General features: G+C 68.8%; 13 protein-coding genes. 4 read left to right on the top strand and 9 right to left on the bottom strand.

Annotation, left to right across the window (positions count from 1 at the left end; genetic code table 11):
- Window positions 1-37 precede the first annotated feature (37 nt).
- Entirely contained in the window at window positions 38-1270 is a 1233-nt protein-coding gene (gene fmdA, locus AC3WQZ_RS16650) for a formamidase (RefSeq protein WP_492300892.1), read from the top strand.
- Between the two features lie 40 nt (window positions 1271-1310).
- Window positions 1311-1625, top strand: coding sequence for an FmdB family zinc ribbon protein (locus AC3WQZ_RS16645; RefSeq protein WP_439672270.1), 315 nt, complete (start codon window positions 1311-1313; stop codon window positions 1623-1625).
- A gap of 38 nt (window positions 1626-1663) precedes the next feature.
- On the opposite strand, the gene AC3WQZ_RS16640 is transcribed toward AC3WQZ_RS16645, so the two are convergent.
- Window positions 1664-3151, bottom strand: coding sequence for an AMP nucleosidase (locus AC3WQZ_RS16640; RefSeq protein WP_011616336.1), 1488 nt, complete (start codon window positions 3149-3151; stop codon window positions 1664-1666).
- A 187-nt stretch (window positions 3152-3338) separates the two neighbouring features.
- Between AC3WQZ_RS16640 and AC3WQZ_RS16635 the strand changes: the two genes are divergently transcribed.
- Window positions 3339-3728, top strand: coding sequence for a GNAT family N-acetyltransferase (locus tag AC3WQZ_RS16635; protein WP_010814084.1), 390 nt, complete (start codon window positions 3339-3341; stop codon window positions 3726-3728).
- Between the two features lie 24 nt (window positions 3729-3752).
- Here the strand turns inward: AC3WQZ_RS16635 and AC3WQZ_RS16630 are convergent, their stop codons facing one another.
- The 5 genes from AC3WQZ_RS16630 to AC3WQZ_RS16610 form a co-directional block, all read right to left on the bottom strand.
- Window positions 3753-4517: an NADPH-dependent F420 reductase gene (locus tag AC3WQZ_RS16630; RefSeq protein ID WP_492300891.1), complete on the bottom strand. Its 765-nt coding sequence runs from the start codon at window positions 4515-4517 to the stop codon at window positions 3753-3755.
- Window positions 4518-4613: 96 nt separating this feature from the next.
- Window positions 4614-5660, bottom strand: a complete 1047-nt coding sequence (locus AC3WQZ_RS16625; protein ID WP_010810444.1) for an MBL fold metallo-hydrolase — start codon at window positions 5658-5660, stop codon at window positions 4614-4616.
- Window positions 5661-5846: 186 nt separating this feature from the next.
- Window positions 5847-6812: a Bug family tripartite tricarboxylate transporter substrate binding protein gene (locus tag AC3WQZ_RS16620; protein WP_010810445.1), complete on the bottom strand. Its 966-nt coding sequence runs from the start codon at window positions 6810-6812 to the stop codon at window positions 5847-5849.
- Window positions 6813-6854: 42 nt separating this feature from the next.
- Complete coding sequence (locus AC3WQZ_RS16615; RefSeq protein ID WP_010810446.1) at window positions 6855-7208, bottom strand: AtuA-related protein; 354 nt, start codon at window positions 7206-7208, stop codon at window positions 6855-6857.
- A 12-nt stretch (window positions 7209-7220) separates the two neighbouring features.
- Window positions 7221-8582 (bottom strand): acyclic terpene utilization AtuA family protein, encoded by a 1362-nt coding sequence (locus tag AC3WQZ_RS16610; RefSeq protein WP_058697739.1) that lies wholly within the window; start codon window positions 8580-8582, stop codon window positions 7221-7223.
- 112 nt (window positions 8583-8694) lie between these two features.
- Between AC3WQZ_RS16610 and AC3WQZ_RS16605 the strand changes: the two genes are divergently transcribed.
- Complete coding sequence (locus AC3WQZ_RS16605; protein WP_010810448.1) at window positions 8695-9600, top strand: LysR family transcriptional regulator; 906 nt, start codon at window positions 8695-8697, stop codon at window positions 9598-9600.
- A 54-nt stretch (window positions 9601-9654) separates the two neighbouring features.
- Here the strand turns inward: AC3WQZ_RS16605 and AC3WQZ_RS16600 are convergent, their stop codons facing one another.
- The 3 genes from AC3WQZ_RS16600 to AC3WQZ_RS16590 all read right to left on the bottom strand — a co-directional run bounded on the left by AC3WQZ_RS16600 (window position 9655) and on the right by AC3WQZ_RS16590 (window position 12406).
- Entirely contained in the window at window positions 9655-10446 is a 792-nt protein-coding gene (locus tag AC3WQZ_RS16600) for an SDR family oxidoreductase (protein WP_011616332.1), read from the bottom strand.
- Window positions 10447-10483: 37 nt separating this feature from the next.
- Window positions 10484-11620, bottom strand: coding sequence for an ABC transporter substrate-binding protein (locus AC3WQZ_RS16595; RefSeq protein WP_010810450.1), 1137 nt, complete (start codon window positions 11618-11620; stop codon window positions 10484-10486).
- A gap of 273 nt (window positions 11621-11893) precedes the next feature.
- Window positions 11894-12406: a hypothetical protein gene (locus tag AC3WQZ_RS16590; RefSeq protein ID WP_010810451.1), complete on the bottom strand. Its 513-nt coding sequence runs from the start codon at window positions 12404-12406 to the stop codon at window positions 11894-11896.
- Window positions 12407-12540: the final 134 nt, after the last annotated feature.

Raw genomic sequence — 12540 nt, 5'->3', positions numbered from 1 at the left:
CCGCTCCCCCACCCCTTTCCACCCAGGAGGCAACGTCATGACGGACACCCTGATCAAGGTCGATCTGGCCGAATCGCCGTACGAGAACCCCAACGTCCACAACCGCTGGCACCCGGACATCCCGATGGCCTGCTGGGTCAAGCCGGGCGACGACTTTATCCTCGAAACCTACGACTGGACCGGCGGCTTCATCAAGAACAACGATTCGGCCGACGATGTGCGCGACATCGATTTGTCGATCGTCCATTTCCTGTCCGGTCCAGTAGGCGTGGAAGGCGCCGAACCCGGCGACCTGCTGGTGGTGGATCTGCTGGACATCGGCGCCAGGCCGGAAAGCCAGTGGGGCTTCAACGGCTTCTTTTCGAAGCAGAACGGCGGCGGCTTCCTGACCGACCACTTTCCGCAGGCGCAGAAGTCGATCTGGGACTTCCACGGGCTCTACACCTCGTCGCGCCATATCCCCGGCGTGAGCTTTGCCGGGCTGATCCACCCGGGGCTGATCGGCTGCCTGCCGGACCAGGCCATGCTGGAGACGTGGAACAAACGCGAGATGGATTTCATCGCCACCGATCCCGGGCGCGTGCCCCCCCTGGCCAATCCGCCGTTTGCCGCCACCGCGCACATGGGCAGGCTGCAAGGCGATGCGCGCGCCCAGGCTGCCGCGGCCGGCGCGCGCACGGTGCCGCCGCGCGAGCATGGCGGCAACTGCGACATCAAGGACCTGTCACGCGGTGCCAAGGTCTACTTCCCCGTCTATGTGGACGGCGCGGGCCTGTCCGTGGGCGACCTGCATTTCTCGCAGGGCGATGGCGAGATCACGTTCTGCGGCGCCATCGAAATGGCCGGCTGGGTGCATATGCGCGTGTCGCTGATCAAGGGCGGCATGGCCAAGTACGGCATCCGCAATCCGATCTTCAAGCCCAGCCCGATCACGCCGAGCTACAACGACTACCTGATCTTCGAAGGGATCTCCGTCGATGAGTCAGGCAAGCAACATTACCTGGATGTGCACGTGGCCTACCGGCAGGCATGCCTGAACGCGATCGAATACCTGAGCAGGTTCGGCTACTCGCGGGCCCAGGCCTATTCGATCCTCGGCACAGCGCCGGTTCAGGGGCATATCAGTGGCGTGGTGGATATTCCCAATGCCTGCGCCACGCTGTGGCTGCCGACGCAGATCTTCGATTTCGATATCCGGCCCAACGCCAGCGGGCCGGTGAAGATGATCCAGGGCGGCATGGACCTGCCCCTTTCCCCCGACCTGGCCTAGCCTGGAAGGTGGTTGTCGTGATCCCACTGGCGGAGATGCAATGCCCACCTACGACTATCGGTGTGAAGATTGTGGCGATTTCGCGGTGATGCGGCCAATGTCGCGGCGCGACGAAGCCGCGGCCTGCCCGCAATGCGGCGCGCTGGCAGCGCGCGCGCTGGTGGCCGCACCGGCGCTGGCCAGCATGGCGACGTCGGCGCGCGCGGCGCATGCGGTCAATGAGCGCAGCGCGGCCGAGCCCAGGTCATCGTCGGCGCATGGCGCCGGGTGTGGCTGCTGCGGCCCGGTCCGGCTGGCCGGGCGCACGGACGCGGCCAAGGCCCCCGGGGGGCGGCCCTGGATGATCAGCCACTGAGCGGAAGTTGCCTTTTGCGGCTGCCGGGAGCGGGGCGACTAGCGGAACGCCGGCTCGTCGAAACTGCGCAGCTTGCGCGAATGCAGCTGCTCCACCCCGTTCTCACGCAGGATGCGGATCGCCTCCAGCCCGATGGTCATATGCTGGCTGACACGCTGGCGATAGAAGGCGTTGGCCATGCCGCGCAGCTTGAGCTCGCCATGCAGCGGCTTGTCCGACACGCATAGCAAGGTGCCATAGGGCACGCGCAGCCGGAAGCCGTTGGCCGCCACCGCCGCGCTTTCCATATCGATGGCAATCGCGCGCGACTGGTTGAAGCGCGCATACAGCGACTTGGACTTGAGCTCCCAGTTGCGGTCGTCGGTCGAGACCACCGTGCCGGTGCGCATGCGGGTCTTCATCTCGTTGCCGGACAGCCCGGTCACGCGCGCAACGGCCTCCTGCAAGGCCACCTGGATCTCGGCGATTGGCGGCACCGGCACCCACGGCGGCAAATCGTGGTCGAGCACGTGGTCGTCGCGCACATAGGCGTGCGCCAGCACGTAGTCGCCGAGCTGCTGCGAGCGGCGCAAGCCGCCGCAGTGGCCCACCATCAGCCAGCAATGCGGGCGCAGCACGGCCAGGTGGTCGGTCATGGTCTTGGCGTTGGACGGTCCCACGCCGATATTGACCAGCGTCACCCCCAGCTTGTCTTCGCGCACCAGGTGATAGGCCGGCATCTGCGGCAGCGCGCGCGGGCGCGAGGCGTCGTCGGGTTCCGCGCCGCCCAGTTCCTGCATCACGTCGCCGGGTTCGACAAAGCGGGTGTAGCCGCCGCCGTCGCTGCTGGCCATCAGGCCCCGGCCCAGCTCGACAAACTCGTCGACATAGCGCTGGTAGTTGGTGAACAGCACGAAGCGCTGGAAATGCTGCGGTGCCGTGCCGGTGTAGTGGTACAGCCGCTGCAGGGCCAGGTCCACGCGCTCGGCCGGGAACAGCGACAGCGGCCAGGCCTCGCCCGGGATCGGCTCATAGGTGCCGTTGGCGATGCCGTCGTCGATGCGGCTCAGCTCGGGCAGCACGAACGATGCCTCCAGCTCGCGCGCCTGGGTGTAGCTGATGTCGGTGGTCGAAGCCTCGATCACGAACGGCAGCGGGATCGGGCGCCGGCTCAGCCCTACCACCACAGGCACGCGGTGATAGCGCATCAGCCGCTCGATCTGGTCGCGGTAGTAGTCCGCCAGCAGGTCGGGGCGGGTCACGGTGGTGCCATACACGCCCGGGTAGGCCACCGTGCCCCATGACGGCCGGCTGTCGGTGACCATGGTCTCGATATTGACCGAGATGCCCAGGTACGGATAGCACGCATGCGCGGCCGAGGGCAGCGGCTTGCCGCTGGCGAAGGCATCGAAGCGCGCGCGCACGGCGCCGACAGAAGCTTCGTAGATGTCGCGGATGCGCGCGATCGCCGCATCCGCGTCGGTGAACTCGGCAAGCTGATCGGCCGGATGTGCGGAGGAAAAGACGGGGGCGTTCATGGAGGCCATGATACCGCGCCGGCGCGCCGGCGTGAGCAGCACCCGACCCCGCCGGAAGCCAAATTGACGCGCCCGCGCCCGCTCGCTACACTCCGCCAATTGCGCGGCACGGGTTCCCGTGCCGTTCTCGACTCGCGGCGCCCCTCGTGGCAGGGGGCGGCGAGGGGCCGTACACGCTTTACTGGGAGAGCCGCCGATGGAAATCCGTAACCTGTTGCCTGACGACATCGAGGCAGCCAGACAACTACTGATCGCCAACGGCTGGGCCCACCGGGTGGGCGGCCCGGAGAAATTCGCACGGCTGGTGGCCAACTCCCAACGGGTGGTCGTAGCGGTGGAGCACGGCGAGATCGTCGGCTTTGCCCGCGCACTGTGCGACGACGTCTGCGACGGCTTCCTGTCGATGGTTGCCGTCGCGCCCAGCCACCGCCGGCGCGGCATCGGCCGCGCCCTGGTGCGGCACATCGTGGGCAACGACCCCGACATCACCTGGATGCTGCGCGCGGCGCGTTCCTCCGAAGCCGCATTCTTCGGCCAGCTCGGCTTTACGCCGTCGATGGTGGCAATGGAGCGGCGCCGGCCCTGATGCGCCAGCGCGCCCGGCGCAGCGTCAGCGGGCGCCCATCTTGCGCCGGAACTCTTCGGCCGTACCCACCTGCCGGAACAGCGGCCCGCCCGGTGCGAAGCGATCCGCGCTCGCCAGCGGCCCCACCACCACCGGTTCGAATCCCGCATCGCGCACCAGCTGCGCGGCCACATCGAGCGCGGCCTTGTCGTCGCCGGCAATGGGCACCGCCACCAGGCCGCCCGCCCGGTGGTGCTCGCTGGCAAACTGTGCCGCCCCCATGAAGTTGAAGGCCCGCACCACGCGCGCGCCGCGCAGGTAGCGCGCGGTGGTGATGCCGATGCCGTCACGCCTGGCCTCCTCGGTGATCGGGCCATCGCGGTGCTCATAGGCATTGGTGGCATCGAGCACGATCTTGCCGCGCCAGGCATCGGCATGGTCGCGGCTGAGCTGCGGCAGCGCGCCGTAGGGCGTGGCCAGGAACAGCACGTCAGAGAACGCAATCGCCTCGGCCACGGTGCCGGCGCGCGCCAGCGTACCCAATTCTTCCACCAGCGGCTTGAGTGCCTCCGGGTGCCGCGACGAGAACAGGACCGGGTGTCCGGCCTTGACCCACAGCCCGCCCACCGTGCCGCCGATGCGGCCCGAGCCGATCACGCCGATGCGCTGCGCGGTGGCCTCGCGGCTGGCCACCGGCCCAGGCTGGGCGCGCGCGGCGCGCGGCAGGGGCACGGCCAGCACCAGGGCCGCGGCGCCGGCACCAAGCCAGCGGCGGCGGGCAGGATCGAAGCGGGATGCCTTGGCGTTCATCGCAAATCCTCCGCAGTAGACACGACCACCCGTCCCGTACGTCATACGGGCCGCTGGGATGACTCTAGGCGAAAAGCGACGGCCGTGCGTGGACGGCTAGCGGTCGTTGCGGATCGGACCGAACTCGGCCGGCACCCATGCATACCCGGCCGCATCGCGGCGCACATGGCCAAGGCCCGGGAAAGGCATATGCGCGCCCCCCACCCACAGCCGGCCCTTGGCGGCATCGGCCAGGATGCGCTGGCGCGTGATCACTGCCTGTTTGCTGTCCACGTCAAACTCGATCGCCACTTGCGGGCGGCGGAACTGCACCGCATGGCTGTGCACGATGTCGCCCCACAGCAGCAGGCTGTCCTTGCCCGAGGTGAACAGGTAGCCACTGTGGCCCGGAGTATGGCCATTGGCCGGCACCGCGCGCACACCGGAAACGGGCTCGACACCGGCGCCGCCGTTGAAGGGCCGGAAGCGCTGCGCCGCCTGGTACGGCGCGACCGCGGCGCGCGCCATGGCGAACAGGCCCTGCGCCTCCTTCGGCGCGGCGGCGGCATTGGCCTCGCTGAGCCAGTAGTCGGCATCGGCCTTGTCGACATAGACGGTTGCGTTCGGGAAGGCCGCCTTGCCGTTGGCGGCCAGGCCGCAGGCGTGGTCGCCGTGCAGGTGGGTCAGCAGCACGGTGTCGATCTGTTCCGGCGCGTAGCCCGCCGCGCGCAGGTTTTCGCCGATGCGCCCGAGCGTGGGCCCGAAGCAGGCTGCCGCGCCCGTATCGACCAGCACCAGGTGGCTGCCGGTATGGATCAGGTAGGCGTTGACCGCGGTCTGCATGCCTGGCGTCGATTCGACGAACATCCGCGCCAGCAGGCTCTGCACCTCGCGCGCGCTGGTGTACCTGAGGATCTTCGGGTCCAGGTCGATGTAGCCGTCATAGAGCGCCGTGACCTCGAGCTGGCCGACCATCATGCGGTAATAGCCCGGCACCTGGGTCTTCTGCTGCGCCGGCGGCGTGGCGGTCTGCGCAGTGGCGATGGCGGGAAGCACGGCGGCCCCCATGGTGACGGCGATGGCGGCACGGAATACGGCCTGGCGCAGCCCCGGGCGACGGCCGGGATGTAAGTTTGCATGGCACACCACGGACTGCTGCTTCATATCCTGTTCCTGTTCTGGTTGGTATTGTCGAGGAGTAGGCCGGAGCGGCAAGGCCGCGCGGCCAGGCATATCTTAGCCGGCCCTTGTCCATCAAGGCCGCAAGCACCAAAGCGTACCTACTTCTGCGTAAAAAACGGGGCCGTTTGGCCCCGTTTTCCATGCATGGGAGCTTGCGCTGCCCTGCGTTCACTCCGGCTGGATATTCGCCGCCTTGATGATGCGTCCCCACTTGCCGGACTCTTGCAACTGGAACTTCGCCAGCTCCGCGGGCGTGCTGGTGAACACCTCAGTGCCGGTCGACTTGTAGAAGCCAGCTGCGCTATCGCCGCGCGCGGCCTTGACCATCATCGCATTGAGCTTCGCCACCACCGGCTGCGGCGTGCCGGCGGGCGCATAGGCCGCGAACCAGTAGCTCATCTCGTAGCCCTTGACGCCGGCTTCGTCGATGGTGGGCACGTCCGGCGCCAGCGGCGAGCGCGTCTTGCCCGACACCCCCAGCGCGCGCAGCTTGCCGCTCTTGACCTGCGGCAGGCCGGTGGCCGTGTCCGTGATCATCATCTGGATCTGGTTGCCGAGCAGGTCGGTGATGGCCAGCGGGTTGCTCTTGTACGGCACGTGCAGCAACTCCACATGCGCCATCTGCTGGAACAGCTCGCCGGCAATGCGCGACGACGAGCTGCCGCTGCCGAAGCTGAGCTTGCCCGGCTGCTGTTTTGCCAGCGCGATGAACTCGCCCACGGTCTTGGCCGGCACCTGCGGGTTGACCACCATGATCTGGCCGCCGCGGCCCAGCGCGGTGATCGGCGCGTAGTCCTTGACCGGGTCGTAGGGCAGCTTCTTGAACAGGTGCTCGTTGGCCGCATGCGTGGTGTTGGTGCTGATCAGCACGGTGTAGCCGTCCGGCGCGGCCTTGGCCACGTCCGACGCGGCGATGAAGCCATTCGCGCCCGGCTTGTTGTCGACCACCACGGTGACCTTGCTGTCCACGGTGATGGCCTGGCCAATGGCACGCGCCAGCTGGTCGGTGGCGCTGCCGGCGGCGAACGGCACCACGAAGCGGATCGGCTTGTCCGGGAACTCGGCCCAGGCCTGCCCCGCGGGCAGGATCAGCGCAAGTGCGGCGACGGCCAGTGGCTTGAGAAATGGGTACATCGTGGTCTCCTGTAGAAGTCGTTGTCGGTGTGAAGCGGTGGATCAGTGGCTAGCCGCGGTGCCGGACACGAGCCGCGGCGGCACGGGGATCTCAAGCTGCAGCAGGCGGAACGACAGCGCCTTGCCATGCGTGTCGAGGTTGAGCGCGTCGTTGACGCCGCCATCGAGCACGCCATCGAGGACGAAGTTCATCGCCTGCAGCGACGGCACCAGGTAGCGCGTGACGGCCGTGGGCCGGCGCTCGCGGAACAGCGCGCGCACGGCGTCCTCGGTCACGTGCTCGACCAGGTGGTCGTAGTCGCGCGCGTCGTAGGCGATCACGCTGATGTTGGAACGGTTGCCCTTGTCGCCGGTGCGGCCGTGTGCGAACTGGTAGAGCGCGGCAGTGTCAGTCATGGTCGGACCTCCTCAGGCGATGAAGCTATGCGTGGCCGTCACGGCCTCGCGCGGTACCAGGCACGACACCGCATTCAGGCGCGCGCGCTGCGCGGTGCGCACGCCGCCGCCGCCGGCCGGGCCACAGGTATAGAGCGCATTGACCTCGCGCTGCAGGGCCTGCGCCACCGTCAGGTCGTCGTGCGCCAACGCGGCGCGCAGGCGCACGTCCTGCGCCGCTTGCTCATGCGGCTGGCGCTGGGCGAACATGGCGCCGCCATCGTCGGCCAGCACGCTGAGCACGCCGATCAGGTCGAAGCGGATGGGCGCGTCATGGCCCAGCAGCTGCATGCGCCGGCGCAGGATGTCGGCGGCCAGCCGCGCGCGGGCGGCGGCATTGGGGCCGGCGTACGAGATTTCGCCCTCGGCCAGCCAGCCGCCGTGGCTGAACACATTGGCCTTGAGCTGCGCCGGGCGGGGATGGCCGCGCACATTGCGCACCGCCACGCGGTCGGGGGCCAGTTGCGTGACCGTGACCGTACCAATATCTGCGACCACGTCAGGCGTCAGGTACGCGGCCGGATCGTGGACCTCGTACAGCAGCTGCTCCTTGACCGTGCGCAGGTCGACGCAGCCGCCGGTGCCGGCGGCCTTGAAGATCTCGATGCCGCCGTCCTCGGCCAGCTGCGCGATCGGGAAGCCCACCGCATGCACATCGGGTACGTCCTTCATGCCGGGATCGGCAAAGTAGCCGCCGCTGACCTGCGCCCCGCATTCAAGCAGGTGGCCGGCCATGGTCGCGGCGGCCAGGCGGTCCCAGTCGTCCCACGACCAGCCAAAGTGCGCCATCGCCGGCCCCACGGCCAGCGCCGGATCGGCCACGCGTCCGCACACCACCACCTGGGCGCCGGCGGAGATCGCCTCGGCGATGCCTTGCGCGCCGATATAGGCGTTGGCGCAGACGAAGCGATCGGCGTCGAATGCATCGCCAAGAATGCCGTGCAAGCGCGCGCGTCCCGCATCGTCGGACAGGTCATCGCCCTCCACTACCGCAACACGCGGCGCGGGCAGGCGCAGTTCCTGCGCCAGCTGCAGCACGCGCCGCGCCGCGGCGCGCGGATTGGCGGCGCCGAAATTGCCGACGATGGGAATGCGGTGTTGCAGGCACAGGCCCAGCACCGGCACCAGCAGCGCATCGAGCAGCGGCTCGTAGCCCTGCGCGGGATCGTTGCGCCGCGCCAGCTGCGCCAGCGCGAGTGTGCGCTCGGCCAGGGTCTCGAAGATCAGCGCGGCCGGCTGGCCGGAGGCAATCAGCGTGCGCACCACCGGCAGCGCGGCATCGGTGCGGTCGCCGGAGAAGCCGGCGCCGGAGCCGATCAGCAAGGGAGCAGTCATGGTCGGGGGCAGGTCGTTGGTGGGGTCGATCCCATTCTAGGGCTGGTACGTCCAGCCAAAAAACGGATTATTTGGATTAATCTATCGACTTAGTGGATAAATCCGCCAGCCCATGAACCTCTCGGTCAAGCACCTGCGCGCCTTCGTGGCGCTGGCCACCTACCGCAACTTCACGCGCGCGGCGCGCGCCTGCCACCTGTCGCAATCGGCCTTCAGCGCGCTGGTGCAGACACTGGAGGAACAGGCCGGCAGCCGGCTGTTCGAACGCACCACGCGGCATGTGGAGCTGAGCAGCGACGGCGTGCGCTTCGAGCAGACCGCGCGCCGGCTGCTGGCCGATTTCGAAACCGCGTTCGAGGACCTGCGCGCGCACGCCGAGCGGCGCAAGGGGCGGGTGTCGATCGCGGCGCTGCCGTCGCTGGCCGGCGGCGACTTGCCGCCGCTGCTGGCGCAGTTCCGCGCGCTGTATCCGGGCATCGCGCTGGAGCTGTTCGACCAGCTCGCCGACGGCTGCATCGAACTGGTCCGCCAGGGCCGCGCCGACTTTGCGCTGGCCCCGGCACCGGCCCAGGACGAAGACCTGCGCGTGGAGCCGCTGGTGCGCGACACCTTCCACCTGGTGTGCCCGGCGGACCATGCGCTGGCGCGCAAGCGCCGCATCACGCCGCAGATGCTGGCGGGCCTGCCGTTTATCCAGCTGTCGCGCACGACCAGCGTGCGCCAGCACCTGGACGCCGCGCTGCATCCGTTGCGCCTGACCAGCGTGATGGAGGTGGAGCACCTGGCGACGGTGGCGGCGCTGGTGCAGGCGGGGCTGGGCGTGAGCGCGGTGCCGTCGCTGGCGCTGTTTCAGTTCCGGCGCGAGGGGCTGGCGATCCGGCCACTGCAGCTGCCGTCGCTGGTGCGCGATATCTGCCTGGTGCGGCTCAAGGACCGCGGCGACTCGGCCGCTGCAGCCGCGATGATCGACTGCCTGCAGGCGTTCTACCGCGGCGGCAAGCCGCCCGCGCGGCGCTGAAAACCCGCCAGGAGTGGCACGCAGAATTGGGTACGCTTTGCCGCCGACGACGGCTCAGAAGTGCCCGAGATAGCCGCCGTCCACGGCCAGCACCTGCCCGGTGACATAGGACGCGGCCGGCGACGCCAGGAACACCACCGCCCCCGCCACTTCCTCCGGCTGGCCCCAGCGGCCCAGCGAGGTGCGCTGGCGCAGCCACTCGGCCACGCTCTCGTCCTCGACCATGGGCTGGTTGGGCTCGGTAGCGAAGTAGCCCGGGGCGATCGCATTGACGGTGACGCCGTGCCGCCCCAGGTCGGCCGCCATGGCGCGCGTGAGCGCATCCAGGCCGCCCTTGGTGGCGGGGTAGAGCACGTCGCCGGCACGCGCGACCTGGCCCGCAATCGAGCTCACATTGACGATGCGCCCGTAATCGCCGCCGCGCATGCGCTGCGCGGCGAGCCGGCACAGCGCGTAGGGCGCCACCAGGTTGGTCTCGAGCATGGCGCGCAGGTCGCCGGCATCGAGCTGCGCCATGGTGCTGCGGTTGCGCGCGCCGGCATTGTTGACGAGGATGTCGAGCCGGCCATGGGCGGCGTCGATGCGGTCGAACGCGGCAGCCACGGCGGCTTCATCGGTGATATCGAGCACCAGCGCCTCGGCGCTGCCGCCGCGCGCGGCCAGCGCGGCGACGGCCGCTTGCACGCGCTGCGCATTGCGCGCCACCACCAGCACATGGGCGCCGGCGTCGGCCAGCCCGGCGGCAATCGCCAGGCCCAGGCCCTGCGCGCCGCCGGTAACCAGCGCCACGCGGCCGTGCAGCGAGAACGGGGTACGGGAATCGGGGGAGAGGGTAGGAGTAGCCATGCGGGGGACTATACCGCAGCCCCCCTATCCGCGGCTTTCAGCGGATCAGCTTGCCGGTGGACGAGACGATCGACATTTCCACGAACGACGAGCCGGTATGGCGCTCGGCGCTGTAGCTGATCAGGATGCCGCCAAGGTCGTAGTCGCGCATGCCTTCCAGCGCCGTGACCAGGCGCTCGCGCGTCAGGTCGGGGCCGGCGCGGCGCAGCCCTTCGACCAGCACCTTGGCCGACATGAAGCCCTCCATGCCGGCGTTGGACGGCTCCACGCCCTGCTGCTTGGCCAGGCTGCGGTATTCGCTGGCCAGCGTCATCTGGCTGGAGTTGGTGCCCGGCACCACCTGCGTGATGATCAGCCCGCGCGCATCGTCGCCCAGTTCACGGATAAAGGAATCGGCGGCGTTGTTGGACAGCGTGACGAACTGTGCCTCGCTGCCTGCGCGGCGCAGTTCGCGGATGATGCGCGCCGCCTCGGAGCCCGAGCCGATCACCAGTACCGCCTGCGGGTTGGCCTTGTTCATGGCGGCCACGCTCTGGGTGATATCGCCCATGGGCCGGGCAAAGCTTGCCGTCGCCGCCGGCTGCACCCCGCGCGCCTGCAGCGCGGCGCTGTAGCCTTCCAGCACGTCCCGGCCAAAACCGTCGTTGGCGTAGAAGATGCCGATGCGGCTCATGCCCGAGGTGGCCAGGTGGTTGATCGCGCGCGCCACCTCGTCCTGGTACTTGGCGCGCACATTGAACACGTAGCGGTTGACCGGCCGGTGCAGCGTGATGGCGCCGGTCAGCGGCGCCACCAGCGGCACCTTCTGCGCGGCGATGATGGGCAGGATGCTTTCGTTCTGCGGCGTGCCGCGCACCATGAAGAGCGCGAACACCTTGTCCTCGTCGATCAGCTTGCGCACATTGTCGGGCGTGCGCTTGGCATCGAAGCCGTCATCGTGGGTCACCAGCTCGATGCGCCGCCCGGCCACGCCGCCGCTGGCGTTGATGGTGCGCAGGTACACCTGCGCGCCGGCGATCTGCTCCTTGACCGAACCGGCCACCGGACCGGTGACGCCGGCCGACTGGCCGATGCGGATGGTGTTGCGGGTCACGCCCGGTTCCGCAAGGGCCGTCTGTGCGGCCCATCCCAGCGTGGCGGCCAGCATGCCGCACGCGATCCATTTCGCTTTCATTGTCTCGCCCCCTTGCGCCTGTGCGGCTGTCCTTCATTGTGTATGGCGGCGCGGCATGCACGGCCGCGCGCCGTTACGCAAGTTACCGCATGCGTCTCATGGGGGCAAACCGGGAAAGATCGGAGTGTTGCAGCGGCATCACACCGGAACCGCGAAGGCGGTTCCGGTGCGAGCCGGGGCGCGCTAAAGGATGCGCGTCAGGGCGCGCCGCAAGGGCGCGCGGAAAGACATGCGACCGCGTTGAACGACAATAAGCGACGATACGCCGACGGCTCAGGGGAAAGCCGGCACAGCCGGGTCCAACCCCGCAAAGCTGGCTTCCGGATGCGCGTTCGCGAGCAGGGTTTCGATTTCCTCGACACGGCTGCGCGGCACGTCGACCATCAGCAGGATCTTGCCGGCCTCGATGTCCTTCTCGAATGCACGCAGCCGGCTGTTGGGTGCCGAACTGCCGATCATGCTCGAGGCCCACGCGCCAAACACCGCGCCCAGCACCGCCAGCACGCCGACGAGGCCCCACTGCGGGGTGTCGCTGACGATCGGGAACATCGCCACCACGACGCCGGCCACGACGCCCACGCCGCCGCCGACCATCAAGCCCATCTCGGCGGCATGCACGATGTCGGAGGTCTGGAACAGGTTGGCTTCATGCAGGCCGGTCATGTCGGAGCCGTCGCGCGCCACGAAGTGGATGTGGCGGTTCTCGAGCCGGGCAAGCAGCAGGTCGTCCATGGTGCGACGGGCACTCGCCAGGTCGGGCAACAACCAGAAGATGCGTTTGCGCATGTCTCTCTCCTTTTTCAGGCCGCACCGCCGGTGAGTTTGAGCCTGGTCAGAAAGTACCGCTGGCGGCGCGGGGTTATTTCTTTGTACGCCGTTCAAGGGGCCAGCGCAAGGCGCGTTTCCGTGCCTGCGCACCC

The organism is Cupriavidus sp. FW305-26 (assembly GCF_058787975.1).
This window is presented reverse-complemented; position numbering and strand designations above follow the sequence as displayed.